This window comes from Rheinheimera oceanensis, assembly GCF_018831085.1.
In the GTDB taxonomy this organism is placed as follows: Bacteria; Pseudomonadota; Gammaproteobacteria; order Enterobacterales; family Alteromonadaceae; genus Alishewanella; species Alishewanella oceanensis.
Window position 1 is genome coordinate 411,044 of record NZ_JAGPNM010000002.1, and the last position, 26,971, is coordinate 438,014.

25 protein-coding genes and 1 pseudogene are annotated in these 26,971 nt (G+C 50.2%); 14 read left to right on the top strand and 12 right to left on the bottom strand.

The genetic code is table 11. The features are described from left to right. Positions 1–19 precede the first annotated feature (19 nt). The 3 genes from J3B89_RS06500 to J3B89_RS06510 are packed head-to-tail and all read right to left on the bottom strand — an operon-like array spanning position 20 to position 1,855. Positions 20–451 (bottom strand): DUF192 domain-containing protein, encoded by a 432-nt coding sequence (locus tag J3B89_RS06500; protein ID WP_251372268.1) that lies wholly within the window; start codon positions 449–451, stop codon positions 20–22. A 4-nt stretch (positions 452–455) separates the two neighbouring features. Continuing rightward, positions 456–1,328, bottom strand: a complete 873-nt coding sequence (gene ubiA, locus J3B89_RS06505; protein WP_215396701.1) for a 4-hydroxybenzoate octaprenyltransferase — start codon at positions 1,326–1,328, stop codon at positions 456–458. Next, positions 1,325–1,855, bottom strand: coding sequence for a chorismate--pyruvate lyase family protein (locus J3B89_RS06510; protein WP_215396702.1), 531 nt, complete (start codon positions 1,853–1,855; stop codon positions 1,325–1,327). Before J3B89_RS06510 ends, ubiA begins: the two co-directional genes overlap by 4 nt. 179 nt (positions 1,856–2,034) lie before the next feature. On the opposite strand from J3B89_RS06510, the gene J3B89_RS06515 reads away from it, so the two are divergent. Continuing rightward, positions 2,035–2,442 carry a flagellar basal body-associated protein FliL gene (locus J3B89_RS06515; protein ID WP_215396703.1) on the top strand — a complete coding sequence of 136 codons (408 nt, stop codon included), beginning with the start codon at positions 2,035–2,037 and terminating at the stop codon, positions 2,440–2,442. Between the two features lie 20 nt (positions 2,443–2,462). Here J3B89_RS06515 and glpG read toward each other — a convergent pair whose 3' ends face one another. Beyond that, positions 2,463–3,293, bottom strand: a complete 831-nt coding sequence (glpG, locus tag J3B89_RS06520) for a rhomboid family intramembrane serine protease GlpG (protein ID WP_215397014.1) — start codon at positions 3,291–3,293, stop codon at positions 2,463–2,465. After that, entirely contained in the window at positions 3,286–3,612 is a 327-nt protein-coding gene (gene glpE, locus J3B89_RS06525) for a thiosulfate sulfurtransferase GlpE (protein WP_215396704.1), read from the bottom strand. Before glpE ends, glpG begins: the two co-directional genes overlap by 8 nt. A 174-nt stretch (positions 3,613–3,786) precedes the next feature. On the opposite strand from glpE, the gene J3B89_RS06530 reads away from it, so the two are divergent. The 8 genes from J3B89_RS06530 (at position 3,787) to J3B89_RS06565 (ending at position 11,716) form a co-directional block, all read left to right on the top strand. Then, positions 3,787–4,377: a LemA family protein gene (locus tag J3B89_RS06530; protein ID WP_092792420.1), complete on the top strand. Its 591-nt coding sequence runs from the start codon at positions 3,787–3,789 to the stop codon at positions 4,375–4,377. Positions 4,378–4,392: 15 nt separating this feature from the next. Next, positions 4,393–6,234, top strand: a complete 1,842-nt coding sequence (locus J3B89_RS06535; protein ID WP_215396705.1) for a M48 family metallopeptidase — start codon at positions 4,393–4,395, stop codon at positions 6,232–6,234. 116 nt (positions 6,235–6,350) lie between these two features. Further along, the gene (locus J3B89_RS06540; RefSeq protein ID WP_215396706.1) at positions 6,351–6,815 is read left to right on the top strand and encodes a hypothetical protein; all 465 of its coding nucleotides are present in this window, start codon (positions 6,351–6,353) and stop codon (positions 6,813–6,815) included. A 105-nt stretch (positions 6,816–6,920) separates the two neighbouring features. Beyond that, positions 6,921–7,793, top strand: a complete 873-nt coding sequence (locus J3B89_RS06545) for an HDOD domain-containing protein (RefSeq protein ID WP_215396707.1) — start codon at positions 6,921–6,923, stop codon at positions 7,791–7,793. Positions 7,794–7,807: 14 nt separating this feature from the next. After that, a complete protein-coding gene (gene dusC, locus J3B89_RS06550; RefSeq protein WP_215396708.1) occupies positions 7,808–8,758 on the top strand; it encodes a tRNA dihydrouridine(16) synthase DusC in 951 nt (316 codons plus the stop codon). A gap of 68 nt (positions 8,759–8,826) precedes the next feature. After that, the gene (locus J3B89_RS06555) at positions 8,827–9,954 is read left to right on the top strand and encodes an NAD(P) transhydrogenase subunit alpha (RefSeq protein WP_215396709.1); all 1,128 of its coding nucleotides are present in this window, start codon (positions 8,827–8,829) and stop codon (positions 9,952–9,954) included. Positions 9,955–9,979: 25 nt separating this feature from the next. Next, a complete protein-coding gene (locus J3B89_RS06560; RefSeq protein ID WP_215396710.1) occupies positions 9,980–10,294 on the top strand; it encodes an NAD(P) transhydrogenase subunit alpha part 2 in 315 nt (104 codons plus the stop codon). Positions 10,295–10,297: 3 nt separating this feature from the next. After that, positions 10,298–11,716: an NAD(P)(+) transhydrogenase (Re/Si-specific) subunit beta gene (locus J3B89_RS06565; protein WP_215396711.1), complete on the top strand. Its 1,419-nt coding sequence runs from the start codon at positions 10,298–10,300 to the stop codon at positions 11,714–11,716. Positions 11,717–11,784: 68 nt separating this feature from the next. Here J3B89_RS06565 and J3B89_RS06570 read toward each other — a convergent pair whose 3' ends face one another. The 4 genes from J3B89_RS06570 to J3B89_RS06585 form a co-directional block, all read right to left on the bottom strand. After that, positions 11,785–12,489 carry an SDR family oxidoreductase gene (locus J3B89_RS06570; protein ID WP_215396712.1) on the bottom strand — a complete coding sequence of 235 codons (705 nt, stop codon included), beginning with the start codon at positions 12,487–12,489 and terminating at the stop codon, positions 11,785–11,787. A gap of 114 nt (positions 12,490–12,603) precedes the next feature. Beyond that, positions 12,604–13,191 carry a TetR/AcrR family transcriptional regulator gene (locus tag J3B89_RS06575; protein ID WP_215396713.1) on the bottom strand — a complete coding sequence of 196 codons (588 nt, stop codon included), beginning with the start codon at positions 13,189–13,191 and terminating at the stop codon, positions 12,604–12,606. Positions 13,192–13,241: 50 nt separating this feature from the next. Then, a complete protein-coding gene (locus J3B89_RS06580) occupies positions 13,242–14,684 on the bottom strand; it encodes an aminotransferase-like domain-containing protein (protein ID WP_215396714.1) in 1,443 nt (480 codons plus the stop codon). A 15-nt stretch (positions 14,685–14,699) separates the two neighbouring features. Further along, positions 14,700–15,305: a LysE family translocator gene (locus J3B89_RS06585; protein ID WP_215396715.1), complete on the bottom strand. Its 606-nt coding sequence runs from the start codon at positions 15,303–15,305 to the stop codon at positions 14,700–14,702. Positions 15,306–15,590: 285 nt separating this feature from the next. On the opposite strand from J3B89_RS06585, the gene J3B89_RS06590 reads away from it, so the two are divergent. Then, on the top strand, positions 15,591–18,587 hold the full coding sequence (locus J3B89_RS06590) for a di-heme oxidoredictase family protein (protein WP_215396716.1): 2,997 nt from the start codon (positions 15,591–15,593) through the stop codon (positions 18,585–18,587). A 162-nt stretch (positions 18,588–18,749) separates the two neighbouring features. Here the strand turns inward: J3B89_RS06590 and J3B89_RS06595 are convergent. Next, positions 18,750–18,935: pseudogene (locus tag J3B89_RS06595) on the bottom strand (DUF6081 family protein); the annotation flags it as partial. 600 nt (positions 18,936–19,535) lie between these two features. After that, positions 19,536–20,420, bottom strand: a complete 885-nt coding sequence (locus J3B89_RS06600) for a LysR family transcriptional regulator (RefSeq protein ID WP_215396718.1) — start codon at positions 20,418–20,420, stop codon at positions 19,536–19,538. 152 nt (positions 20,421–20,572) lie between these two features. On the opposite strand from J3B89_RS06600, the gene J3B89_RS06605 reads away from it, so the two are divergent. From J3B89_RS06605 to J3B89_RS06615, 3 genes are all read left to right on the top strand, one after another. Then, a complete protein-coding gene (locus tag J3B89_RS06605; RefSeq protein WP_215396719.1) occupies positions 20,573–21,658 on the top strand; it encodes an alkene reductase in 1,086 nt (361 codons plus the stop codon). A gap of 414 nt (positions 21,659–22,072) precedes the next feature. Next, on the top strand, positions 22,073–22,318 hold the full coding sequence (locus J3B89_RS06610; protein WP_215396720.1) for an EF-hand domain-containing protein: 246 nt from the start codon (positions 22,073–22,075) through the stop codon (positions 22,316–22,318). 238 nt (positions 22,319–22,556) lie between these two features. Next, the gene (locus J3B89_RS06615) at positions 22,557–22,778 is read left to right on the top strand and encodes a hypothetical protein (RefSeq protein ID WP_215396721.1); all 222 of its coding nucleotides are present in this window, start codon (positions 22,557–22,559) and stop codon (positions 22,776–22,778) included. A 22-nt stretch (positions 22,779–22,800) separates the two neighbouring features. On the opposite strand, the gene J3B89_RS06620 is transcribed toward J3B89_RS06615, so the two are convergent. Further along, entirely contained in the window at positions 22,801–24,003 is a 1,203-nt protein-coding gene (locus J3B89_RS06620; RefSeq protein ID WP_215396722.1) for an anhydro-N-acetylmuramic acid kinase, read from the bottom strand. Between the two features lie 205 nt (positions 24,004–24,208). Between J3B89_RS06620 and J3B89_RS06625 the strand changes: the two genes are divergently transcribed. Continuing rightward, entirely contained in the window at positions 24,209–26,959 is a 2,751-nt protein-coding gene (locus J3B89_RS06625; protein ID WP_215396723.1) for a TonB-dependent receptor domain-containing protein, read from the top strand. Positions 26,960–26,971 lie beyond the last annotated feature (12 nt).

Consider the following 26,971-nt stretch of genomic DNA (forward strand, 5'->3'; position numbering starts at 1 on the left):
AGTGCTCCCTGTTTTTAATTTAAGGACGTAGCGTTACCTTTTGCCCAACCGCTACGCCATGCTTGGCAAACCAGCCGCGCGGCATCTCCAGCGCGGCGATTACCGGCTGCTTTGATGGCACTGCTGTTTCATCATAGGGTTCAAGCGTAATCAGCTCTGCTATCGTCCAGTTGGCATCGATATAAGCAACATCCAGTGGCATAGAAGTATTTAGCATCCACAGTGCAATCTCTGTTGGCTCGCGGTACAGCAATAACATGCCGGGGTCAGCACTTTGCTGAAACATCAGCCCCTGCGCACGTTTTTGCGGAGTATCGGCCAGTTGCACCTGAATTAATTGCCCGCCCAGCTGCAACGGCACCAAACTAAATACTTCCCGCTCATCTGCCGGCACGGCACAGGCTAATAATGGCATTGCCAGAGCCAGCATAACTAAAAATCGTTTGATCATCGGTTTATCCTTGTAACTGGTAACTTAAAGCAATACCGGCGAACACCAGTATGCCTACATAGTGATTGTGCAAAAACGCACTAAAACAGCCCTGACGACTGCGTCTGGCAATAATATACTGATAAATAAAACAGCCAGCAGCGGCAATAAGACTGAGGTAATACACCAGATGTAAGTGTGCCAGGCAGCCCACCGCCAGCAACAGCAGTAAAGTGCACAACTGCAACAGCGCAATCATGGGTAAGGCATATTTGCCAAATAAAATAGCGGTAGATTTAATGCCTACTTTCAGATCATCCGGCCGGTCTACCAGCGCATAGTAAGTGTCATAAGCTACTGTCCATAGCAGATTCGCCAGGTAAAGCAGCCACAGTAAAGGCGGTAACTGTAACTGAATAGCCATAAACGCCATTGGCATGCCCCAACTAAACGCCGCGCCAAGCACCACCTGCGGTAAATGGGTGTAACGTTTCATAAACGGATACACCGCCGCCAGCAGTAAAGCCACTACCGATAACAATACTGTTTGCCAGTTTAAAAACAGCAATAAACCGGCTGACAGCAACACCAGCAACGCGAATAGCTGCAGCGCTTCGTTACTGCTTATCGCACCGCTGGCCAGCGGCCGCTGTTTAGTACGCTCTACCGCACCGTCCCATTTGCGATCAGCATAATCGTTAATTACGCAACCGGCTGCACGCATTAGCACCACACCGGCGCTAAACACCAGCAGCAAATATAGCGGCGGCGGGCCTTCGGCTGCCAGCCATAGTGCCCACCAGGTGGGCCATAGCAGTAAATATGTGCCTATCGGCTTATTTACCCGCATCAATTGCAGGTAATAATTTCGGTGAGCCCAATTCAGCGCCAGTTTCATTGCCAGGTCGCTTCCAGTTTACTGATATCAGGTAAAAAAGCTTCAGCCACCAACAGTGGCAGGCCTTCCAGCTGAAATACAGAACGACGTACATAACAGTGGGCAGCAATATTCAGCTGCGGCAGCATCACGTCAAGTTGTGCAACCTCAATAGCGCCGCGTTGCAGGCTCTGATGCTGAAAAATATAGTCGCCTAACGGCCGCTCGCCTAAATCGGCCAGCGGGCGCAGCGTGGTGATAGTTTGCCCCGGTAGCCAGCTTTGCGCATACACACAGGGCATATCGTCGCACCATAAAATCACTTCACGCACCTGTGCTGCGGTAGTGTCAGGTAGCAAAGGTTGCAAAAATTCGGGTAATACAGCGCTGTATTCCTGTAACACCTGCAGACGAAAATGCCGGCAATGCCGCTTTAAACGTGCAGTCAACGATGCGGGTTCTAAAATCCACGGCGCTAACGCAGCCGGTAACGCCAGAGTATTAGCGCCCTGCCAGCGCCGGGCAAGAGAAATCAGGGGAGTGCTCACAAATATCTATTCTGCAACCAAAAGTCTGGCGGCATCATAGCAACTTCGGCCTGACTTTTCAGCCGTAATCAACACAGAAAAACGGCTTACTGTAAACTAAGTTAGCTGGTAAAATGCCATGCTTAACGCTACTGTTAGTGTCGTTGCCGCCATTTATTCTTCAACCAAAAGTGATACTTATGATCAAAAGCCTGCTACTTTCTCTGGTACTGTCAGTGCCGCTGCTATTTGCAACACTCCCGGCTGTTGCACAGCAACCGAAAGAAATTGTCTATTACGGTTTTGACCCTGATATTGTTACTAACTACATATCCGGCAACCGCCGCAGCCTGGGTTATATCCGTGTTACTGTAGAGCTGATGATTGAAGATAAATCTTATCTGGGCGCCATAGAGCATCACGAGCCACTGATACTGGATCTTATTATCGGCACCTTCACCAAACAGCCGGAAGACAAGATAAAGTCACTGACCGGCCGTGAAGAAATTCGCCTGGCAATTTTAGATAAACTGCAGCAGGCGATGAAAAAAGAAACCGGCAACGCCATGATCAGAGATATTTTATTTACCAAGTATCTATATCAGTAGCACCTGTATCAGTAAGCACTTTATTGCACATGCGCACGGCCTTTGTGTTTACGCAGCACCCAGGCCCAGCCCATACCGGCAAGCAAGCCGCCCAAATGCGCCCAGTTTGCCATGCTTACCCAAAGCACATCGAAAAACCCCAGTAATAACCACAACAGCATAAAGCCTGCCAGCCCCGGGCTGATATACAAACCCTGCGCCGGATTTAGCCGGCCGGCTATCCAGAAATAGCCAAACAAACCGTACACTACACCAGATAAGCCGCCAAAATTAGGGTTAACCATAAAGTACTGCGCGGCATTTGAAACAAGTGCCACCGACAAAGTGACATTTAGTAACATCACCAGCCCCAGCCGTTGTTCAAACTGGCGGCCCAGATATAACCACCAGGCCAGATTAAACACCAGATGGGTTAACGAAAAATGCAGTAACATCGGCGTAAACCAGCGCCACAGCTGTGTGGGTTCAGTAAGCTGCAAAGCACCGCTGCTGGCGCGCCAGTCCAGCTGTTGCCACGCATATACCAGCAGACATAACAGCAACAGTGCGGATGTTAAAGGTGCCTGACGCCACAACTCACGCCAGTTAAACACCGGCAAGCCATCATGCTGCAACTTTTGTATGTCTGGCTGGCTTAGTTGCCAGGCTGCAGCCTGATACCGCGGATGCGCAGGCTGCTGCAGAAAACGGGCAAACTCCTGCTCTATCCGGGCCAATTGCTCTGTTGCACCATACAGTTCTGCCAGCGTTGGCTGCTGCACCACCGCATTGACTTCAAGCCCCTGTGCTACACAATAAGCAGCAAACAGTTGCGCCGCCTGGGCAGAATTTAACTCGGCAAATTTATGCACTGTCGCCACTCACAAAAGGTAACTGCTGGCGCCAGCTTTCAAAGCCGCCATCCATACTGTATACCTGTTCAAAACCCTGCTGGGCTAAATATTGTGCCGCCCCCTGGCTGGAGTTACCGTGGTAACATACCACCACCACCGGTTGCTCAAAATCATACTGCTGCATAAAGCCAGTTAAGCTGCCATTGGTCAGATGAAAAGCTCCATCAATATGGCCACCTGCAAAGCTTTGCTCATCGCGGATGTCAGCAATAACTACCTTACCTGCAGCCATTAACTCAGCCGTTTTTGCTACAGAAATATGTTGAAAATCGCTCATGTTTACCCCTTAAAGTCTGGTCGGCTATGATACCGCAGCCATCAGGAATTACCAGCCAGACCCAAAGCCTGGCACGTCATCGCAGTTTAATGCTACTTGAACAAGAAGTGCTGGACACTGATTAAATTATTGTTAACAATAGCCACCTACATTACCCATAACCTCGGAGATATCATGACCAGCCTGATTATTCTGGCTATTTTAGTTGCCATAGTATTCTGGGTTATCAGCATTTTTAATCAGCTGGTAAAACTGAAAAACCGCTTTCAGAACGCCTTTGCCCAAATTGAAGTACAGCTAAAACGCCGCTACGACCTGATCCCCAATCTGGTTGAAACTGCCAAAGCCTATATGGCACATGAGCGTGATACGCTTGAGGCCGTTATTAACGCCCGTAATGCTGCATTGGCCGGGTTAAAAGTTGCTGCAAACAATCCCGGCGATGCCGGGGCTATTAGTGCATTAGCCGGAGCTGAAGGCGCATTACAAAGTGCTATGAGCCGCTTAAATGTGGTAATGGAAGCCTACCCGGATTTAAAAGCGAACCAGAATATGATGCAATTATCTGAAGAGCTTACCAGCACCGAAAACCGCGTAGCTTTCGCCCGCCAGGCTTTTAACGATGCCGTTACCGATTACAACAGCTACAAACAAAGCTTTCCTCCGGTGCTACTTGCTTCTGCCTTTGGCCATGCGGCTGATGCCAAGTTGTTGGAGTTTGCTGACAGTGCCGCCATTCAGGCCGCGCCTAAAGTTAGCTTTTAAGCAACACAGCAAAACATGAGCAGTAACTTTTTTACCCAGCAGGATTTAGCCCGGCGTAATACCCGTATTTTAGTGGTGCTGTTTACGCTGGCAGTACTGCTATTGCTGATGCTAACCAATGTTATCGCCCTGATTAGTTTAGGCTTTGTTGACCCGGCTTTTTTATCATCGCCTCTGCATTGGCGAACCCTGCCCTGGGATCTGGTCGGCTGGGTTAGTGTCACCGTACTGGCTGCCGTAACCATAGCTGTGTTGTTTAAATGGCAGCAACTAAAGGCTGGCGGTAAGGCAGTAGCCGAATCACTTGGTGGTATACGGTTATTACCCGACAGTCAGGATCCACTGCAACGGCGCTTACTTAACGTAGTTGAAGAAATGGCGCTGGCTGCCAATACACCGGTGCCACCGGTATATTTACTGCCCGAACAAGGCATTAATGCCTTTGCTGCTGGTTATAGCCCGGCAGATGCAGTGATTGGTGTTACCCAGGGGTGTCTGGAACAATTAAACCGCGACGAATTGCAGGGCGTTATAGCACATGAATTCAGTCATATTTTAAACGGCGATATGCGGATGAATATCCGTCTTATTGCTATCTTAAACGGTATTCTGTTTCTCGGGCATATTGGTTACTACATGCTGCGCGGCAGCAGCAGAGCCGGAGCAATACGTGCCAGTAGCCGCTCATCCGGCAACAGTAAAAATAATGGTGGCGGTATAGTGCTGCTGGCACTGGGTTTAGTAGTAATAGGCTATGTAGGTTCGTTTTTTGGCAATCTGATTAAAGCTGCAGTAAGCCGCCAGCGCGAATTTCTGGCAGATGCCTCTGCTGTACAGTTTACCCGTAACCCGCGCGGTATCGCCGGTGCGTTAAAAGCTATTGGCAGCCATAGCAGCTCAAGTAAAATAAAAAACCAGAATGCCGACGAGAACAGTCATCTGTTTTTTGGTGAAGCAATAAGCCGCTGGGCCTCTATTTTTGCTACTCACCCACCACTGGCCACGCGGATAAAACGGCTGGAACCACACTGGAACGGCAAATACCCCACTGCACGCCCCGCACAAACTGCAGCGGATGCCAGTGCCAGCACCACTGAAGCCAGGCACACTAATGCTGAGCGCTTACAACAGGCTTTACCTTTACTATTGCTACACAGCAGCCGCCAGACAGAACCCGCCACAGCGCTGGTATGCTGTTTGCTGTTGCAGCAGGATCACGATATCCGCCAAAAACAATTAAGGCTGATTAAAGAGCTGGGCTCTGCCAGTCTACTGCAACAAACCGATCAGTTGTGTGACAGCGTGGCAAGCCTTGATGCGCTGCAACAAGTACAGCTATTGCAGCGATTGATCCCGGCGCTGAAAACCTTATCCGAAAGCAAATTCCGCCAGTTTGAGCAATTATTACAGGCACTGATACAAGCTGCTGGCTCAGCGGACATCAATAGCTGGCTGGCCCGTGAATTTGTAGAGCACAGCGTGGCCGTGCAATTTGACCCGGATCAGATAAGCCGTAAATACTCAGGTAAAACCCTGGCCCAACTGGCACCTGCAGTAAGCTCGCTGCTCTCTTTGGTTAGCCAGGTTGCCGGTGACACTGCCAAGCAACAACAAGCCTGGCAGGCTGCTATTGCCGCACTGCCTTTTACCGCTGAACGCACTAGGCCTGATTTCAGCTTTACCAGCCTCAGCGCACAGTTGCCGCAGTTGCTGGCACTGGCACCGCAGCAAAAACAACAGTTGTGGCTGGCCATTGAAGCCGGTGTGCGGGCTGACAAACTGCTTTTAACAGAAGAGCAGGCTTTACTGCTGGCATTGGCGCTGTTACTGGAAATACCCTATCAGAGCGAAACGTAATTTACCGCTGATAATGGCAATATCAACCGGTATTGCCATTATCATTACAGTTCGCCCTTTAGCATCTGCTTAATTTCAGGTAAAATTAGCGGCCATTTTTTCAGCAGGAAAACGTCATGACCGATAATCGATTATTTCTGATGTACGATACGTCATTTGACGAGATGGATGCTGAGGGCAGCCCAAGTTTTGGCTACGTGCTGCTGTTTAACAGCGAAGACGCCGAACAATATCAGGTAGGTGAGAACCCGTCTTGCCCGGCCGTATCTATGATGTTTACCGATCATGCCGATGGCGCTATCAGCGGCGATCTACTCGGCTGGGCCCATCTGGATGCCGACATCTTCCAGCAATTCCCATTGGGCCATTTTTTATTATTAATGGAACAAGCTGCCCAGGTTGCCATTAATGCCTACCGGCAGGTTGGCCAGGTACCAGATCGCTTAATAGCCCAACACCTGGGTGATGAAGAGCTGATCCAGTTCGATGTGCAATTTAACGATCTGCAACTGAATGAACAACAAAACGAACAGCAACTGGCACAGCAGTTGATGTCCGGCCGCCCCTATCTCGACTCATAGCAGACATAGTAGCGGCGATAAATACCCTAAAACTGTTTTGCATTTCACCCTAACGGCTTTTACTATTAGCCGCTGAGTTGGCAGTTTGTTACCGGAGAAGGTGTTATGGCGCATGCCATTGATATGTCAGCAATTGAACAAGCGTTAGATGGCTTTACCATACCACCGCAACCGGAGATCCTGCAGCATATTCAGCAACAGCTGGATCTGCCGGAGCCTAACATTAAACGTATCGCGGCGCTGATAAACCTGGATATTGGTATTGCCGGCTTTACGTTAAAAGTGGTGAACTCCGCTTTTTTTGGCCTGCGACATAAAATTACCTCTGTTGAACATGCCTGCAAATTTCTTGGTGTTAGCCGGGTGCTAAAGCTGGTGCGTAGCGTGCTGGTGCGCTTTACCCTGTCGGAAGGACGGGATGATAAATTCAGCTTAAAACTGTGGTCCAGCGCTTTGCAAACCGGCAATATCGCCATGACACTGGCCAAGCATTTTAACTTCAGCCAGGACATTCAGGACGACTGCTACAGCCTGGGTTTGTTTCATAACGCCGGTATTGCACTTATTCAGCAGCAGGTAAGTAATTACGAACAATTGATGCAGCAGGGCCTGCAACAGAGCCGGGGTTACAGTGAAATTGAAGAGCAGTATTTTCATACCTGTCACGAAGTATTGGGCTATCTGGTGGCGCAGTCATGGGGTTTAACGCCAGAGCTGTGTAATGTTATTGCCTATCATCACAGCCCGGCCCTGATGCTGGAAAGCGACAGTGAACTGGAAAAACAGCTGTTTGCATTGTTAAAACTGGCAGAGCACTTCAGTGGCGAAAGCCGCCAGTTGTTTAATATCACACTGGACCCGGAATGGGAGCTGCATAAAGGTGCCATTCTTGAAGTATTGGACATAGAGCCACTACAGTTGCCTGAACTGGCAGAATTGCTGCATCGCCAACAGATCAATACCGTTTACTCTGTCTGAGCAGCGCAAAGCTGATGAAAATTATACTGGCGCCGATGGAAGGCGTAGTCGACCATCTTATGCGCGATATGTTAACGCGGATTGGCGGCTACGACTTATGTATTACCGAATTTATCCGCATAGTCGATCAAAAATTACCGGCGCGGGTTTTTACCCGCTTTTGCCCTGAGCTACAAAACGGCGGTAAAACCTTTGCCGGTACGCCGGTGCGGGTGCAGTTGCTGGGGCAAGACCCAAACTGGCTGGCAGAGAACGCCGTGCGCGCAGTAGAACTGGGCTCGCCCGGGGTTGATTTAAACTTTGGCTGCCCGGCTAAAGCAGTAAATAAAAGCCGTGGTGGTGCTGTGCTGCTAAAAGAAACCGAGCAACTGTACCATATAGTAAAAGCGGTGCGCGACGCTGTGCCTGCGCAGTTTCCTGTCAGTGCCAAAATTCGCCTCGGCTATGACGATACCAGCCTAACGCTGGCCAATGCTGCTGCAATTGCCAGTGCTGGCGCCAGCATGCTTACCGTGCACGCACGCACCAAAAGTGATGGTTACCGGCCACCGGCTTACTGGCCATGGATAGCAAAAATTAAGCAACAAACAGCTATTCCGCTGGTGGCCAATGGTGAGATCTGGAATGCCGCCGATGCTGCGCTGTGTCAACAACAGGCCAATTGCAACGACATTATGCTTGGCCGTGGTGCACTGGCCATGCCAAACCTGGCACAAAGCATCCGTACCGGCGCAGCTGCTATGCCCTGGCCGCAAGTACTGGAGCTGCTGATGCGCTACTCTGAATTTGAGATCAGCGGTGACAAAGGCCAGTATTATGCTAACCGTATTAAACAGTGGTTCAGCTATTTAAAGCTGCAATACCCGCAAGCAGCTGACTTATTTCAACAACTACGTGTGCTGCGTAAAAGCAGCGATATTCTGGCGACATTAAATCAGGCATTGCGGCATAGCTGGCAAGCTTAGAGCGCTTTGACGCAAAGTTTTTTATAAAGGCTATACTCCTCAGACAGTTAGTTTAAGGAGTGTGCTTTATGCCAATACAGGTAGCCGTGCTGAAGGAAAGCCGGCCACACGAAAAACGTGTTGCCATGGTGCCCGCCGTGGCAGATAAATTGAGTAAACTGGGCTGCGGGATCAGCCTGCTCAGCGGCGCAGGCCTTAGCAGCAAATTACCCGACAGCGCCTATACTGCAGTGCGTTTTGTTAATACAGAGCAAGAGCTACTGGCAACAGCCAATATAGTGCTGGCAGTACAGCCCCCTACAGCAGAGCAAATTAACCTGATGCCGCCCGGCTGTATTTTGCTTAGCTTTGTTTATCCACACAAAGAACCCGAGCTTACCCGTTTACTGCGCGATAAACACATCAGTTGCTTTGCTATGGAGCAGGTACCACGTATCAGCCGCGCTCAGGCCATGGATGCGCTGTCGTCGCAGGCGGCATTAGCCGGTTACTATGGTGCGCTACTCGGGGCCACTAAGCTGGCGCGCATCTTACCGATGATGACCACTGCCGTAGGCTCAATCCGTCCGGCACGCTGCCTGGTAATGGGTCTCGGTGTGGCCGGTTTACAGGCTTTAGCCACCGCCCGGCGTTTAGGGGCAATAACTGAAGGCTATGATGTAAGACCCGAAACCAAAGAACAGGCAGAATCCTTAGGTGCCAAATTTGTTGATACCGGCGTTGATGCCCGCGGCGAAGGCGGTTATGCCCGTGAGTTAACCCAACAAGAGAAAGACAAAATTGCCAGCGTAGTAACCCGGCATATTCAGCAGGCCGATATTGTTATTACTACGGCCGCTATACCCGGGCGCCCCTCACCGAAGCTGATTAGCAAAACCCAGGTTGATGGCATGAAACCAGGCGCAGTGATCATTGATTTAGCCGCTGAAGGTGGTGGCAACTGTGAATACAGCATACCAGGTGAAACCTTAGAACAAGGTCTGGTAACGATAGTGGCACCGTTAAATGTACCTTCTATGCTGGCAGAACATGCCTCAGAGCTGTACGCCAAGAACCTGCTGAATTTACTGCAGCTGTTTATTGCAGATGGCGAAATTAAACTGGATTGGGATGATGAAGTACAGGCAAAAACCATACTGACGCATAAGGGCGAGATCAAACCGGCAGCAGTAAAAACTGCGCTGGAACAACAATAACCAGGCATTATTTTTGGGGAGCGTTATGGACTACACCACCACTATATTAACCGGCTTTGTCGCGCTATATATTTTTATGCTGGCTGCTTTTACCGGTTTTGAAATTATCGGCCGCGTACCGGCCATTTTGCACACACCACTGATGTCCGGATCTAACTTTATTCACGGCATTGTGGTGGTTGGCGCGTTGTGGGCATTGCTAAATGCCAGCTCATTACCCGAGCAGATCATCGGTTTTCTTGGCGTACTGTTAGGTGCAGGCAATGCTGCCGGTGGTTATGTGGTAACCGAACGCATGCTGCAAATGTTTAAACCGTCCGGCAAAACCAACAAGGAGTAAGGCATGAACGCAGCTTTACTCATCGACAGCAGCTATTTTATTGCCGCTTTTTTGTTTATTTACGGCTTAAAGCGTATGTCGTCTCCCCTGACTGCCCGCTCAGGTATTGTGGTTGCCGGTGCGGGTATGGTACTGGCCGTGCTGGCCAGCTTTTTGTATACGCTGGATGTTAACGAGGCCGCCAAGCCGCATCTTAGCACTAACCTGACACTGGCACTGATTGCACTGGCTCTGGGCCTCGGCTGGGCCTGGCGTAGCGGTAAAAAAGTAGCGATGACCGACATGCCGCAAATGGTAGCACTGTATAACGGTATGGGCGGCGGTGCAGCAGCGGCGATTGCCGCCATAGAGCTGATTGGCTACAAAACTCACGGTACTGTGTCACTAAGCCTGGCTGTACTGGGCGGGCTAATTGGCGCCGTTGCGTTATCCGGCTCGCTTATTGCCTGGGCTAAACTGGATGGCCGTATCAACAAAACCCTGCGTTTTGCTGCGTTGCAGCTGGTAAACGGCAGCCTGTTATTAGTGCTGCTGGCCATTGGCGTTTACATTATCTGGCATGGCGGCATAGTTAGCTGGCCGGTATTTGCCACCTTCTTTGCACTGGCACTGATTTACGGCGTAATGATGACCATGCCAATTGGCGGTGCCGATATGCCGGTGGTTATTTCGCTGTACAACGCCTTTACCGGTTTAGCCGTTGGTTTTGAAGGCTATGTACTGAATAACCCGGCGCTGATGATAGCTGGTATGGTGGTCGGCTCGGCAGGCTCCTTACTGACACTACTGATGGCCAAAGCGATGAACCGCTCAGTAGCCAATGTGCTGTTTTCTAACTTTGGTGCCGTTAGCGAGGAAGCCCAGGGTGATATTACCGGTAGCCAGAAACCGGTTGATGCCAGCGACGCCGGTATTAATATGCGCTACGCCGGCAAAGTGATTATTGCACCGGGCTATGGCTTAGCCGTGGCGCAGGCACAACATAAACTGTACGAGCTGGTAAAGCTGCTGCAGGACGCCGGGGTAGAAGTAAAATTTGCCATTCACCCGGTAGCAGGCCGTATGCCGGGCCATATGAATGTGCTGCTGGCCGAAGCCGGCGTACCATACGACATTATCTTTGATATGGAAGATATTAACGGCGAGTTTAAAGAAGCCGACGTGGCCATAGTAATTGGCGCCAATGACACAGTAAACCCGGCCGCCCGCAGCAATAAAAGCTCGCCGATTTACGGCATGCCGGTGCTCAATGTTGATATGGCCAAACAGGTATACGTGGTAAAACGTGGCCAGGGTAAAGGTTATTCCGGTGTAGAAAACGCGCTATTTTATGCCGATAACACCCAAATGATATACGGCGATGCACAAAAGGTGATGGTAGCCATGATCCAGGCGATTAAGTCACTCGGCGGCGGCCACTAGGGCTTGCTGTGCCAGCCGGGGTTACGGTTGGCACAGCAGCACCTTTTGCCTTGTTCAGAATTGAGATCTTATCTGTTACCGATCAGATAATGTGCCTTGTCTGATGACAAGGCGGCTTTTACCTGCTGTGTTAACTCATCTGCCAGTATTTCCGGTTGCTTTGCCGCCATCCCCTCATAAGCCCGGGCAACTATATCGGCTGGTTTCGTTTTGGGTGCATCAATAGCCGTGGTTAAATCGGTATCGACAAAACCCATATGTAAAGCGCTTACCTGGGTATTTTGTGCCGCAAGCTCCAGCCGCAAACCGTTGGTTAATGCCCAGGCAGCAGACTTACTTGCACCATAAGGCGCCAGCGCCGGAGCATTAAGCCAGCTGACAACAGACAAAACATTCAGAATGGCACCGCCTCCGTTAGCCGCCAGCACCGGTGCCAGGGCTTTGGTCAGGCGTAAAGGCCCGAAAAAATTCGTTTCAAAATGCTCGTAGGTGCTTTGCTCACTCCCCTCGTCCATAAAACCACCAAACCTGGCAATACCAGCATTATTCACCAGTACCGTCACATCAGGATATAACACCGGTATCGCCGCCACTTGCGCGGCATCGGTTACATCCAGCCTTACTTTAACCACACCATCAAGAGTAATAGTGTCGGGGTTACGGGCTGCGGCATACACTTTACGGGCGCCGCGAGCCAGTGCTTGTTTGGCAAACTCCAGCCCAATGCCACGATTAGCGCCGGTAATAAATACTACTGCATTGGATAATGTCATTTTTGTACCCTCAATAGATAATATGATAACCATCATATTTAATGTTAATTAAAAGGCCGAACTGTCGGCCAAGGTTTTTCACTCCATAGTATCGCTGTATTTTACCAGGTCGTATTATGCCTGGTCGTACTGCGCCAGCACTGCGCGCCGGCTGGCTGCCAATAACTGACGACCGGCTTCATTATTGCCGTAAGCTCTGGCCAACTGTAAACAGCCAACCAGAGTTGCCATAATAACGTCTGCGCTATCCTTGTTTGCTTGCACAGGTAAAGCCTGTGCTATGGCGTTACGTAAGTTGTCCATTTGCTGCAGCGCCACTGTTCGCACCTCTTCCGGCTGCCGGCAGATCTCTGAACCCAGCGCTGCTATCGGGCAGCCATGCTCAACAGCCTCCAAATGGGCATCTCGCAGGTAACTTTCTACCAGGGCCCGTAGCGGGCTTTTGCCCCCGGCCACAGCTTGTTGCACCAATGGTGCTAAGGCTTTACCACTAAGCTCTGACGCCCGGGCCATGGCTTCAGCCAGCATGGCATTACGCGAGGCGAAGTGCGCATAAAACCCGCCGTGGGTTAAACCTGCTTCTTTCATCAGTTCTGCCACGCTGACACCTGCGTAACCACCACGGCGGATCGCTTTTGCCGCTGTATCAAGGATCAGCTCATGGGTGCGGGCTTTCTTATCGCCGGTTGTTGTGTTTTTCATTTTGCCACCAAATATTATGGTCATCATATTTTCATGTGTGCAAATTTTAGTCAAGCATTTTTTTCTGCCAGTTGCTGTTGACACAACTGTCCAAGGGTTTGTAATGCCCGCTCCAGCCGTGCATCCTGCACTACCGCGCAGTTTAAGCGGATAAAATTACCGTAGCGGGCTTTACCGGCCGGTGCTGTGGGCGAAAATATGGTGCCTGGCGCTATGCTGATTTTTTCCGCCAGTGCCTGCTGTGCTAGCAGATAAGCATCTGTGCCTTGTGGCAGCTCTACCCAGAGTACAAAACCGCCCTGTGGCTGGCTAACGCGGGTGCCAGACGGAAACAAACGGCCAATGCTGCTGCTGATACGCTGCACCGCCGTTTCATACTGTGGCCGTACCTGGCGCAAATGCCGCTCATACTGGCCACTTTGCAACAGCTTTGCCACCGCCAATTGTGGCAAAGCTGCCGTACTTATATTACTGATAAACTTCAGGTATTCGAGTTTTGCGGTATGCTTGGGCGCTATTACCCAGCCCAGGCGCAAATCCGGCGACAGGGTTTTAGAAAAAGTGCTGCAGTAAAAAATATCCTGTTTTGGCGCCAGCGCCAGACAACTGCCGGGCCTTGGTTCGCTAAAGCCTAAATCGCCATAGGTATCATCTTCTATCAGTGCTATACCACGCTTTGCCAGCAACTGTACTATGCGCTTTTTATTGTCGTCCGGGATCAGGCTGCCCAGTGGGTTACTGTAGTTGGCAATCAGCACGCAGGCTTTTACCGGCCATTGCTCAAGTGCGTGTTCCAGTACGTCAGGTGCCATGCCGGTTTGCACATCGGTGGGCAGTGCCAGCGCTTTTAAACCTGCAGCTTCCAGCGCCTGCAACAGGCCATAAAACGCCGGTGACTCTATCACGACCACATCACCGGGCTGGGTTACGGCCTTTAAACTCAGCATTAGCGCTTCCTGGCAGCCATTGGTAATAATGACATCGTCTTGCGATACCACAGCGCCCTGTAACGCCATACGCCGGGCGATTTCACGGCGTAATTCGGCTGCACCGCGGCTGGCTTCATAGCGCATTAAGCGCGCCGGTTCGGTTTTAATTACCTGCTGCAGCGCTTTTTGTAGCGCATGTTGGGGCAGATAAACCGCCGCCGGTACGGCAGCTCCTAAACGCATATAGGCCGGATCGGCTGCGGCCTTAGACAACGACAAGGCTATCTGCTGGCTACAAACAGTAACAGGCCCGGCCGGTTGCTGCAGTTTGCTACTGAGTGCCGGAGGCTGATAACGCGGTTTAACAAAATAGCCGCTGCGGCTACTGGCCTGTAAATAGCCGTCGGCCTCCAGCCGCCGGTAGCTGGCCACTACGGTAGACACACTTACTGCCCGGCGTTTGGCCAACTCACGCACACCCGGCAGGCGATCACCACAGCCATATTGGCCCTGCTCTATTTGTTGTTGCAGCTCGGCAGCCAGTTGTTGATAACGAAAACTCACACGCCCTCCTGTGGTTTACCACTGCAATGCCTGCCACAATGGTGGCAATACCGATAATGCCAGCAAAGCACCCATGGCCCGGTTAAACCAGCGCCGCTGCTCTGGTGCTGTTAGTAAGCGTTTTAAACCAGCGCCGAACATCAGCCAGCTAATAGTACAGGGCAAACCCACCAACAAAAATACCAGTGCAATCAGTGCTAATTGCTGCCAGTACACACCCTGTAAGCTGGTAAAAGCCGCAATAGCCCCGGTAATCATGACCCAGGCTTTGGCATTTACCCACTGAAACAGCAACGCCTGGGTAAAACTCAGCGGTTTGCTATTACCCGTTTCTATTTGCTTTGGCTCAGCACTGGCGATTTTCCACGCCAGATACAGCAAATATACCGAACCCACTAATTTTATCATTTGGTGTAACAATGGTTGTTGCTGCAAGATCAGCCCGGCCCCCAACCCCACTGCCAGCAACATCAGTAAAAAACCCAGCTGAATACCAGCCAGATGCGCCAGGCTTTTTTGCACGCCATAATTAACGCCGGACGACATAATCATAATATTGTTTGGCCCGGGTGTAATACTGGTGGCAAAAGCAAAAAATACTAAGGTCCAGAATAACTCCATGCTGCTTGCTCCTGTCTGCTTGCGTTTAAGTCACCACAGTAACGCGCGCCCCCGGCAGAAAATATACACAGTGCGTTACAAAATAAGCAGTACAGATTAAATTAAAATAACAGCAAAGCAGTACAGCTTAAGTCAGGCATTCAAATCAACGTCATCAGGTCACACCAGCCAGGTAATAAACAATTAATTACACAAAATACTATGCTACTAACTCATGATTAACAGCCTTGTAGTCGCTAAACTTAGAAACACCCTGATTTTTATATTTATTGTGGAGTATTTGGTATGGACCTATGGTCTTGTGTTAAACCAGCCAGCAACAGGCACATCGTGCCGGCCTGGTTGCTTGTGTCTTCACTGGCGTTAGCGGTGTCGGGCTGTGGTGGTGGCAGTGATAGTGCCGATAGTACACCGCCAGTAGCTACGCCACCAGTAGTAACACCGCCGGTTGCAACACCACCGCCAACACAAACGCCGCCCCCGGCAGACGACCTACCCGAGCCTGAGCTTGAAACCGCACCCAGTGCAGATGTTAAACCACTGCCCAAACCAGGTGGGCCGTCGTTACCGCCACCACCGGCAGAGCTCAGGTTATCAGCGGCTTACAACAAAAGCGCTGCGGCAGTGCCGGTATTTGCCGTATCTGCCAGCTCGTCCGGCGACGAAAATGGCAATAACACCGCAGATAAAGCCATTGATGGTGATTTAACCAGCCGCTGGGAAAGCGCCTGGAGCAATGGTGTGACCGATGCCGACAACGCCTGGTTACAGTTTGATTTTGGCGCCAAAACCGCCATTGGCTATATCAAGCTGCACTGGGAAAACGCCTACGCTGAAGAATACGCTATTTATATTTCTGACGATGGCCAAAACTGGTATCAGCTGCGCTATATCACTGGCGCTCAGGGCCGCACTGAAGAGTTTTTTAATCTGAATATTGATGCCCGCTATGTTCGTCTGCAGGGTGTTAAGCGCCATACTCAGTATGGTTATTCCTTGTTTGAAGTCGAATTTCAAACACCGGGCAACGACAATTCCATGCCGCAGCTGGATACGTCCTATGTGCCCTACCCGCTAAGCGGTAGCGGCCGTCAGCCTTTGCCCGCCCCGGCACAGCCGGTTGAAAGCGTGCGCTTTACCCTGGCGGATGGCACCCTGGTAACACGCTTTGGCATGGTCGGGCGCTCACGCCATGCCCGCGAACGCGGCGAAGAGTGGAACGAAATTGGTTTTGGCCTGAACGAAACTGTCGATGCCCAGGGTAACCCGGCAGATAAAGGCCCCGGTGCACATTTAAACTTTATTGCTAACTACTTTAAGAACCGCACCTGGGGCGTCGAATTTATTGATAACAGCAATGTCGCTGGCGTTACCGCGCCACGGATTATTGTCAATCAGTATTACCAGCAAGCGCAAAAAGGCGGTGGCCACTCTTTTGTGCGCCGTTTTGACGAACCCAACGTTACCGGTTTTGGCTGGATGAGCCCTGGCCGTTTGCTGGATAACTCTACTTACCTGAGCGACGGCGCACCCTGCCCGGTAGTGCCTAAACCAGCCAATGGCGTGCTGTTAAACCCTGACAGCGGTTACGGTGGCATAATTGGTGCAAATGACGGTTGTAGCGTAGTGTTTGACACCTACCCTGGCCACAGAGCCCTCTCAGCCAATGCCGATGGCGTAATGGTACCAAACGGTAATAGCGTATCAGCACGGCCGCTGAAAAAAGGCGATATTATTGAGTTTACCGGGTCATTTTTCTCTACCCGCGAAGTGATGGATGCCATTGGCGATAACGGTGGCTTTCGTTATTACACCAATGAGCTGACCTATGTAATGGGCCAGGGTTTACGCCCCTGGTATGGTGTACAACCGCGGCTAATGAACCAGCCACTGCCTGACAGCACCCTGCAAGGCGGCCTGGGCTCGGTGTCATATGATTATGCCGACAACGCCACTTTTATATTTCAGCAGCCACATAACAATATTGGCATGCACAATATGCAACGCTTTATGGAAGGACGCCGTTGGTTACACACTAATTTGTGGACCGGCGAACACAACGAAGATGGCAATGACCGCAATGATGCAGGCCGTTTCCTGCAAGGGCCGCGCTTTAACCAGTCATCCTGTTTTAACTGCCACGTTAGCAATGGCCGCAGCGTCGCCCCGGCGGCAGTAAATCAGCGGCTTGATACTATGGCAATACGCACCGGCGCCACCGGCACCGACGCTAACGGTAATTACCTGCCACATCCTATATACGGCCAGGCAATGCAAATGAATGCGCGCTCAACCACAACAGGCGCTGTGCAAAACTGGGGTAACGCTGCTGTAGTTGCCGGTTTTACCACAAAGAATGTACAACTGGCTGACGGTACTGTAGTAGAACTGCGTAAACCGGAAATAGCCTTTGAGGGCCCGGTACCTGAAGCTTATTCCGTGCGCTCGGCGCAGCCATTAATAGGCATGGGCCTGCTTGAAGCCATTGACGACGACACCATTTTAGCGCGGGTACGCACCACACCCGATGCTGATGGTGTTCTTGGCACTGCCAACTATGCTTACGATCCTGAAACCGGCGATGTACGTTTAGGCCGCTACGGCTGGAAAGCCGGTAAAGTCAGCCTGCGCCACCAGGTAGCCAACGCCGCCCTGCTGGATATGTCAGTAACCTCATCTATTTACCCGAACCGCGACTGTCTGGCCGGGGCAAAACACTGCGACGCCGCCAGCGGCACAGAGCCCGGCTTACCGGATGAAGCGCTGCAATTAATGACAGAATATCTGCACCTGTTAGCCGTACCGGCACAGCGCAGCCTGGTAAGTGGCTTTCCTAAAGGCGTATCGCCGATGGCCTATCTGGATGTTGAACCGGCAAAAATAGCCCAGGGCGAGCAAGTGTTTAAAGCCATCCGCTGTAATGCCTGCCATATCAGCGAAGTGCAAACCAGCGCCCGCTCGCCATTTGACGAAGTGCGCAACCAAACTATCCGGCCTTATACCGATATGCTGTTGCATGATATGGGCGAAGAGCTGGCCGATAATTTCGCCGAAGGCCTGGCAACAGGCAGCATGTGGCGCACGCCAGCTTTATGGGGTATTGGCTACACCGAATACGTAGCGGCAGGCGCGCCGGTAGGTTATTTACACGACAGCCGCGCCCGCACGTTAACCGAGGCTATTTTATGGCACGGCGGCGAAGCTGAAGTGATTAAAAACCGCTTTGTTAATTTACCCACTGAAGATCGCGAAGCCCTGCTGGCCTTCCTGAAATCGCTGTAGAGCATCAGCCGGCGCTGGACAACAGCGCCGCGCAATTCTCAGTAGAAAGGAGCTAGCTGTCCAGCCCCACCAGATTTGAACGAAAATTGCCGACAAAGGCACCCGGTGCCTTTATTTCTCAAACTAACGCCAACGACTGATTTTACCTTACACAGTCCTTGTCTAATGCACTTTTTGCTGCACTTCAAATTTACTCCAGCGCCCCGCTGCGCCTTGCCCAAACAGACGCTCGGACATTGGAATGGACACACTCAGCTCTGGTGCTTCCGAATGTTGGCAGGAGTAGGCATTCAATAAACTAAACAAGCCATGCCCGATACCGAAGGAGTTCAGTCTGTCTTTCAATAGCTCTCCTTTAGATGATCGAAAACACTAAAATCAGCGACCTGAAAAGGCATAGCTGTGGCAGCAATATCCTGCTGAGACACAGCCCCCCCGGCAGCCAACTCCAATGGCCCGTAGATGTTGGCCCACTTTTGCTGATACTCAGTAATATTTTTTTCGTCATACTTCAGTACATAGTTGCCCGTTTGATCTGCAAAAACGTTAGCATTGATCAACGCTAAACTGACAAGAAAAATGTGGCAGCCCGGGTGTAACCGGTGACGGACAATACTAATTTCATGATATTTTTCCCTGCGATATTGTTCAAAAAGGTTGGCTTTGAATTACATCGCACCTGTAATATCGACCACTAACACAGTTAAAACAAACCCGACACACCTCAGGGTTTTACTTTTAACATAATGTTTTTAATATAATTTTTGTAGGAAATTATATTTCAGCACTATAGAAATTACAGACAACAAGCGAGCCAATTAATTATTATCAATGCTATCAGCAGCTAAAAATTGAGCAGATAAGTTAAGCCCAAAAATGCATAACAACTGTAAACTTTACTGACGACGCTGGTGCAAAGCCCGGGCCCACAACTTTTTTGTAGCTAAATCACTTACTCCAATCTTGCAAGCTTGCCTGAAGTTGATTAATGAAAATATGCAGTTTAGGTAAGACGTAGCGGCGGCTTGGGTAAACAGCCCACACGGATAGATTCTGCGGGCTGGCATCTTTTAAATCTACGCGCACCAGAGCCCCTGAGCTCACTTCATCCCGAACATCCCACACTGATAGCCGCGCTAATCCCAGACCATTGATACACGCGCCCAGAAACCCATCCACACCACTGGAAGTAAATCGACTGTTTATTCTTACTGAATGCTCAGCTTCACCTACCTGAAATATCCAATGGCTTGTGTCAGAAAACGTTAAACACTCATGGTCTGCAAGCTCCTCAATACAAGTCGGTATGCCTTTGGCTGCGAGGTACGAAGGGGCTGCATAGAGATGTTTCGGATTATTTGCCAATGGCCTGGCAATTAAGCCTGAGTCTTTCATTGGCGCAATACGAATAGCTACATCTATACCTGATGAAATAATATCCTCGATGTCGTCACTTAAAACGAGATCGATGTTCAGCCCCGGATTCTCATCCAGAAGCCGGGGTATAAGAGGTAAAATGACTTTGCGGCCCAACGTTACCGGCGCACTAACTCTCAGCAGACCTGTCGCCCCGCCAGACTTCGGGGAAACAGCAGCGCGGGCTGCTTCTTCAGCCTCAAGAATTTCCACTGCAAACGGCATCAATACTTCCCCCTCCGCAGTGAGTGAAAGTGAGCGGGTGGAACGATGAATCAACCGAACACCCAAGTCATTTTCCAGTGCAGCAATTTTCCTGGTGACAGCCATAGGAGTGAGCTTTAATCGTCTTGCCGCACCTGCCAAGCTACCCGACGACATTGCAACAACAAAGACCTGCAGGGCTTCAACATTCATAAAAATAACTCATTTCGTTATAAAGCATCACAATAATAGCATCTAGTAACGATATATGTTGGCCAATAAAATGCTATGGGATCAATACGAAATACTGATCCCTGTTGAATAGTTCTTAATTTAACCAGCATAACCCTATCAGAGGAAAAAATATGAATAACACGCTCTTTGAGCCAATATTTGCCGGCGACATCGCTCTGAAGAATAGAGTCGTTATGGCACCGATGACAAGAACCCGTGCCGGAGAAGATGGCATCCCAAAGGCAATGCATGCCAAATATTATGCCCAACGGGCAAGCGCAGGGCTGATTATCACCGAAGGGGCGAATATTTCTCCTCAAGGCAGAGGCTACGCCGGCACACCAGGCATATGGAATGCACAGCAGGCACAAGGCTGGGCAGCGGTGACAGAAGCGGTGCATGCAAACAATGGAAAGATTGTTTTGCAACTTTGGCATGTTGGCAGTCTGTCCCATGTTAGTTTGCAGCGCGGCGGAGCTTCGCCGGTGGGGCCTTCGGGAATCCGTGCTGGTGGTACTGTTTACACCGCCGAGGGAGCAGTAGAGCCATCAGTTCCACGGGCACTGGCAACAGAGGAAATGAAAGACATCGTCGCTCAGTATCGGGCTGCAGCGCAACTTGCCAAGGAAGCAGGATTCGATGGGGTAGAAATCCATGCAGCAAACGGCTACTTGCTTGACCAGTTTCTCAGAGATTCCACAAACCGTCGTCAGGATAGTTATGGTGGCTCAATTGAAAATCGTTCACGTTTGAGCGTTGAAGTTACTCAGGCGATTGTCGATGTATGGGGTGCTGGTCGGGTAGGCATTCGCTTATCACCAATTTCTACCCAGTTAGGCGACACAGCCCTGGACAGTGATGTGATGGCAACTTATGGCTACCTTATTGAGAAACTTAACGGGTTTGGCCTTGCCTATCTCCACTTTGTAGAAGGTATCACGGGCGGTTCCCGCGCTAATCCACCAGGTATCGATCTGGATGCATTGGGTCGCAAATTCAATGGGATCTTTATTGGTAACAACGGCTATGACATTGAACTTGCCAGGCAGCGTATAGAAGATGGCCTGGTTGACTTGGTGGCATTTGGCCGACCCTTTATATCCAATCCAGATCTGGTTGAGCGACTGCGAGGCAATTTGCCACTGACGCCTGCTGATCCAAGTACTTTCTACGGAGACAGCGAGAAGGGTCTGACAGATTGGCCGCCTGCTAATTGATCCGATCATCAGAAGTGATCAGTCTTAGTTGGAGTGCGAGGGCAACGCTGGTAACAGATTTTCGTTAACATCTATGCGCCATCTAAATCACTGGTTAAAACTGTTAAAGTCTGGGGGATATGCTTATCCCCCGCAACGGTTTAACAGGCGCAGGTGTGCTGCCTGAAGGGTTTTAGGGTATTTCATATTTACCTACCACATAACATGTTAAGAACTGCTGACGCAGTTAGTGCGGTAAAAGTAACGCAGCATTACAAAGTAACGTGATTTTTTTCTGATTCAAGGTAACGCTGCACTGTTTAGTCCAGCAGATACATTGCTGATACCGGTGAACTGTTAGCCTGTAGCATAGACAGGCATTTCGATGCGCAGTACACTGAGGCGTTATTTTTATTAACAAACAAGGTTATACCCGTGAATACAGAAAATTTGTCTGAAGCACAAATTGCAGAAATAAAAAGCAACTTCGATTTTTTTGACCGTGACGGCAATGGCCGCATTGATTTAACCGAGTTTATCGAACTGCTTACGGCTTTGGCCCCTAAGACCAAAGTCAGTCATGTTGAAGAGGGCTTTAAGCTTATCGACACCAATAATAACGGCTACATCGACTTCGCCGAGTTTTTAGACTGGTGGCAAGACTGCTGGTGGGAATACTAGAATCAAAGGGCAAGGCTGCGGCCTGCCCTAATCTGATTTCTCCAAAAGTTTTGCTGCAACATCGCCTTTGCATTCTTACTAACTATTAGCGAAAACCACTAAAACATTGGCTGCTGGTTTGCAACTCTCTCAGCAAAATCATCTAACCAACTAATTTTAAAAAGATAAAAATACTGGCATAACACTTGATTGCTTAATGATAAAACACCGCATGTTTTACATTAAAAGGATCAACACTATGAACAGAACACTGGTTATTATCTTATTAGTTGTTATAGGTATTTACTGCTTACCTACTTTACTTGCTACAGCCGCGACGATTTTTGCCATTGTGCTCGGCGTTTTCGGCGCTATTCTTGGCGTTGGTATCTCATTAGTGGTTACGCTGTTACCGGTTATTATTGTTGGCTACCTGATCTGGTGGCTGGTACGCGACAACCGCCGTAACCGTCAGTATTAACTTAACCGGCATAGCGTGGGCCCTAATCAGCAAAACTTACCTTACCCATAGTAACGCCCGGTATACCCTCACGGGCGTTACTGAATTTCTGCTTGCCGCCAACTAAACATTCATTCGCCAATACGGCAAATAATACTGCCTCTTTCGCGTCAGGGTTAATGCCCAAGTCATGGGTGGTTTTGATGCTTACGCCCGGCAATGCGGCCTGAATTCGCGTCATTAACAGCGGGTTATGAATACCGCCGCCGCTGGCGTAAATAACAAACTGCTCCAGCTTTTCAGTGGTTTGCTTAATGGCGCTGATAATCATATCGGCGCTAAAGCAATTTAGCGTGGCCATTATATCGGCATAGCTTAACTGCTCTGTGCCACTCACCTGCTGTGCCTTAGCAAGATAGGCCAGGTTAAATACTTCAGGCCCGGTGGTTTTAGGAAAGCCCAGCGCAAAGAATGGATCTTGCTTTAAAGCCCCCAGCAAAGGCTCACTAACCTTACCAGCCTTGGCTAACAGCGAGTTCTCATCAAAATACTTACCCGGATAATGTTGTTGAATAAACGCATCCATCATCGTATTGCCGGGGCCAATATCACTGCTAAATACTGCTTCGGCGTCCAGCGTTTGTGGCAGCCAGGTAAAGTTAGCTATACCACCAATATTCAGCATAATGCGGTTTTCACTGTTACTGCTGAACAGTAAATAGTCGCCATACACCGCTAACGGCGCGCCCTCGCCACCTGCAGCAATATGTTTTTGCCGAAAATCACTCAGGGTAATAATACCGGTGGCCATAGCCAGATGATCGCCATCGCCAATTTGCAAGGTGGCATTACCGTAATCAGCCAGATTATGCTGGCGTTTGGGGCAATGAAAAATGGTTTGGCCGTGGCTGGCTATTACGTCAACATCAGCAGCTGTCAGTTGCCACTGCGCCAGGCACTGGTTAATCATGCGGCCGTGCTCAAGGCCAATCCAGGGGTTTAACAGCGTTACTGCCTGCAAGTCTACTTCACGTTTGGAAAATACCGCCTTTACCCGCTGTTTGTAGTCGGCATCGTAATCTACCGTAGTGAACTGCAGTAAGTTAATACGGGTATTGAGGCCATCGCCGCTTAGTTCACACAGTGCCACATCCAGGCCGTCAAGTGAGGTGCCGCTCATCAGGCCAATAACTTTACGGCTGGGTTTAGCGGCAATATTAAATAAATTCTGAATATGTGTGTGCATCTGTTTTCCTGTTGGGCTGAAGCAAAACTACTGTTGCAAACTGTAGCATGAATAATTTATCCGACAATACCAAGATTTAAACTAAATAAAATTGCATAAAATTCTGCATTGGGGTATATATTCATCGAAAGCTAGTTACTAATGTATAAAAAATTCACAAATCTAAACCCGATATTCTAGCTACAGCAACTGGGAGTATACACAGATGGCGTCTTACCTTAGCAGCAAAACCGCCGGTTACAGACTGCGCCAGGCTTCAAAACTGGCTTTAGCAGTAAACCTGGCATTATTCAGCCAAATAACTCTGGCACAACAAACGGACGAAGCCACCGCAAAAACTGAAGTGATCACCATCACCGGTTCGCGCATCGCCCGTACTGAACTTGTAGCATCAAGCCCGGTAGCCTCGGTAGATGAAGTACAAATTCAGCTGGACCGCGCCGTTAACGTTGAAGACATTACCGCTAAACTACCGCAGGCGGCAGCAGGTGCCAATGCCACCGGCGCCACGGTGGGTGACTCTTTAGGTTCATCAACTATCGACTTACGCAGCCTGGGCCAAAACCGCACTCTGGTGCTGATTAACGGTACCCGTGCCGTGCCTTTCAGTTTTCGCAACTCGGTCGATGTGAATATTATTCCGGCCGGTTTAATTAAGCGCGTAGACGTATTAACCGGTGGTGCGGCTGCCGTATACGGCGCCGATGCAGTAGCTGGTGTAGTTAACTTTATTATGGACGACAAGTTTGATGGCGTTGAGCTGTCGGCCAGTTATGAAACCGCCGATGGTGGCGGTGAAAAAATGAATACTGAAGCCGTATTTGGTGGCGATATTGCCAATGGCCGTGGCCATATTACCGGCTATGTCGGCTACTCTGAACGCAAAGCCCTGCTGGCCGGCGAACGTAGCTGGGCAATGCAAAACAGCGGCAGCATTATTAACAGCGGTGGTTTTTATACCGACGTTGCCAGCGGCAACAGCTTTGGTATTGACGATAACGGCGGCGTGACTGCAGGCCGTAATACAGTAAATATTACTGATCAGCGCTACCTTACCCAGCCAATGGACCGTTTATCTGCCGGTTTATTCTTTAACACCGAATTTAACGACTATGTTGAGCTATATGGCCGCGGCATGTATGCCAAAGTAAAAGTGACCGGTGCCGGTTCTGCAGGCCAGACCCCAATTTCAGTTAACGAGCAGGTTACCTTAACGGCCGATAACCCTTATATTCCTGCGGCAGTGCGTGATTTAATCAGCTTTGATGCCAACGGCAATGCACTGGTAAATGTAGAGCGTAACCTGGGCCTGGGTGTTCAGTACACTGAAGCGGTGCGCGAATCCAGCCAGTTCCAGTTGGGCTTAAAAGGCATATTAACCGATAGCTTAAGCTACGACGTTTACGCTCAGTACGGCCTCACTGATGAAACCTCCAGCATTTATAACAATGCCTACCGCAACAACAATAGCGGTGTCAGCCGTTTTGGCGCATTGGCCAACACAGTAGATATTTTTGATCCGCAACTGGATTTAAGCTCGTTTAGCGTGCCGCTGTTGTTTGCCAACCGCGAGCGCACACAAAGCGTAATGGCTGCTACCATTTCAGGCGATTCAGCCCCGTTATTTGAATTACCGGCCGGTACAGTAAGCTATGCGCTGGGCTATGAATACCGCAAAGAAACCGGTAAACAAACGCCGGGCGATGCGTTTCGTAACGGCACCAGCTTCTCATCAGCGGGTGTATTTGACATGGACGCCAGCTTCGACAGTAAAGAAGTCTATGCCGAAGTGCTGGTACCATTACTGTTTGACACCGCTTTTGCCGATCAGCTTGACTTTGAAGGTGCTTACCGCATTTCAGAATACTCTAATACCGACGCTGAAAACACCTGGAAGCTGGGCATTAACTGGGCAATAAACAGCGATGTACGTATTCGTGCCAGCCGCCAGACGGCGTTTAGGGCACCTAACTTAGGTGAATTTGCCAGCCCAATCACGGCACTGTCACTGGCGTTATTTGATCAAACCAGCGAACAGTTTGTACCACGCTTTGCCGGCCGCTTTGACGGTGACCCATGCTTACTGGGCACCGGTAATGCCGAGCAGTGCGCCCGTTATGGTGCCGCGCCGGTGGGTACGCCGTTTGATGCCTCTACTGCCAGTTACACCTATGGCGGTAACCCTAACATTAAGCCAGAGCAGGCAGTGTCGTCTACGCTGGGCCTGGTGTATACGCCGTCTTACCTGAAAGGGTTTGATGTAACGCTGGATTACTACACCATTGAAATTACCGATGCAGTAAGCCAGATCCAGCCTGCTGCTGCGCTGAAAAACTGTTATATCGACAACCCGGTTGCCGGTAACCCCTTGTGTGACGCCGTACTGCGCGACCCGCAAACCGGTTTAATCAGCACTGCTATTGTAAACGACTTTAACCTGGCAGCTGTTAAGCAGGATGGCATTGACCTGGCCGTTAATTACCGTTTCGACGCACCAGCAGTGATGGGTGGCAGTATGAAGCTGGCGTATCAGGGCACCATTATTACCAAACAAACCCGGCAAGACAACGCCACCCTGCCAGCCATTGACTGTAAAGGCACCTTTGGCAGCGCTTGTTCCGGCGACTTTGCCAGCGTGCTGCAGGCAGACTACAAACACCGTATGACACTAGACTGGAACCTCGACACCCTGGGCGTACAGCTGGGCTGGCGTCGTATTGGCGAAGTAGAAAGTGCTGCCGATCGCAGTGTCAGCATTGGTGCACAAAACTATATCGACTTATCCGCATCATGGCAGGCAACTGATGAGCTAAGCCTGACTGCCGGTATTGATAACCTGTTGGATAAAGATCCGCCATTGCCGTTCTCTGGCGCCAACCATTTTAATACTGTAAGTGACTACCCGGTTCTGGGCCGCACTATAGGTATTTCGCTGCGTTACAAGCCCGCGTTCTAATCCCGGACACGG

What these genes read in the sequence shown, in the direction of transcription:
- J3B89_RS06570 (WP_215396712.1), bottom strand. Translation starts at nt 12,489, where the DNA reads ATGACATTATCCAATGCAGTAGTATTTATTACCGGCGCTAATCGTGGC.
- J3B89_RS06530 (WP_092792420.1), top strand. Translation starts at nt 3,787, where the DNA reads ATGACCAGCCTGATTATTCTGGCTATTTTAGTTGCCATAGTATTCTGG.
- glpE (WP_215396704.1), bottom strand. Translation starts at nt 3,612, where the DNA reads ATGAGCGATTTTCAACATATTTCTGTAGCAAAAACGGCTGAGTTAATG.
- J3B89_RS06560 (WP_215396710.1), top strand. Translation starts at nt 9,980, where the DNA reads ATGGACTACACCACCACTATATTAACCGGCTTTGTCGCGCTATATATT.
- J3B89_RS06540 (WP_215396706.1), top strand. Translation starts at nt 6,351, where the DNA reads ATGACCGATAATCGATTATTTCTGATGTACGATACGTCATTTGACGAG.
- J3B89_RS06535 (WP_215396705.1), top strand. Translation starts at nt 4,393, where the DNA reads ATGAGCAGTAACTTTTTTACCCAGCAGGATTTAGCCCGGCGTAATACC.
- J3B89_RS06625 (WP_215396723.1), top strand. Translation starts at nt 24,209, where the DNA reads ATGGCGTCTTACCTTAGCAGCAAAACCGCCGGTTACAGACTGCGCCAG.
- J3B89_RS06600 (WP_215396718.1), bottom strand. Translation starts at nt 20,420, where the DNA reads ATGAATGTTGAAGCCCTGCAGGTCTTTGTTGTTGCAATGTCGTCGGGT.
- J3B89_RS06620 (WP_215396722.1), bottom strand. Translation starts at nt 24,003, where the DNA reads ATGCACACACATATTCAGAATTTATTTAATATTGCCGCTAAACCCAGC.
- ubiA (WP_215396701.1), bottom strand. Translation starts at nt 1,328, where the DNA reads ATGAAACTGGCGCTGAATTGGGCTCACCGAAATTATTACCTGCAATTG.
- J3B89_RS06590 (WP_215396716.1), top strand. Translation starts at nt 15,591, where the DNA reads ATGGACCTATGGTCTTGTGTTAAACCAGCCAGCAACAGGCACATCGTG.
- J3B89_RS06500 (WP_251372268.1), bottom strand. Translation starts at nt 451, where the DNA reads ATGATCAAACGATTTTTAGTTATGCTGGCTCTGGCAATGCCATTATTA.
- J3B89_RS06585 (WP_215396715.1), bottom strand. Translation starts at nt 15,305, where the DNA reads ATGGAGTTATTCTGGACCTTAGTATTTTTTGCTTTTGCCACCAGTATT.
- J3B89_RS06515 (WP_215396703.1), top strand. Translation starts at nt 2,035, where the DNA reads ATGATCAAAAGCCTGCTACTTTCTCTGGTACTGTCAGTGCCGCTGCTA.
- J3B89_RS06565 (WP_215396711.1), top strand. Translation starts at nt 10,298, where the DNA reads ATGAACGCAGCTTTACTCATCGACAGCAGCTATTTTATTGCCGCTTTT.
- J3B89_RS06615 (WP_215396721.1), top strand. Translation starts at nt 22,557, where the DNA reads ATGAACAGAACACTGGTTATTATCTTATTAGTTGTTATAGGTATTTAC.
- dusC (WP_215396708.1), top strand. Translation starts at nt 7,808, where the DNA reads ATGAAAATTATACTGGCGCCGATGGAAGGCGTAGTCGACCATCTTATG.
- J3B89_RS06605 (WP_215396719.1), top strand. Translation starts at nt 20,573, where the DNA reads ATGAATAACACGCTCTTTGAGCCAATATTTGCCGGCGACATCGCTCTG.
- J3B89_RS06555 (WP_215396709.1), top strand. Translation starts at nt 8,827, where the DNA reads ATGCCAATACAGGTAGCCGTGCTGAAGGAAAGCCGGCCACACGAAAAA.
- J3B89_RS06545 (WP_215396707.1), top strand. Translation starts at nt 6,921, where the DNA reads ATGGCGCATGCCATTGATATGTCAGCAATTGAACAAGCGTTAGATGGC.
- J3B89_RS06575 (WP_215396713.1), bottom strand. Translation starts at nt 13,191, where the DNA reads ATGAAAAACACAACAACCGGCGATAAGAAAGCCCGCACCCATGAGCTG.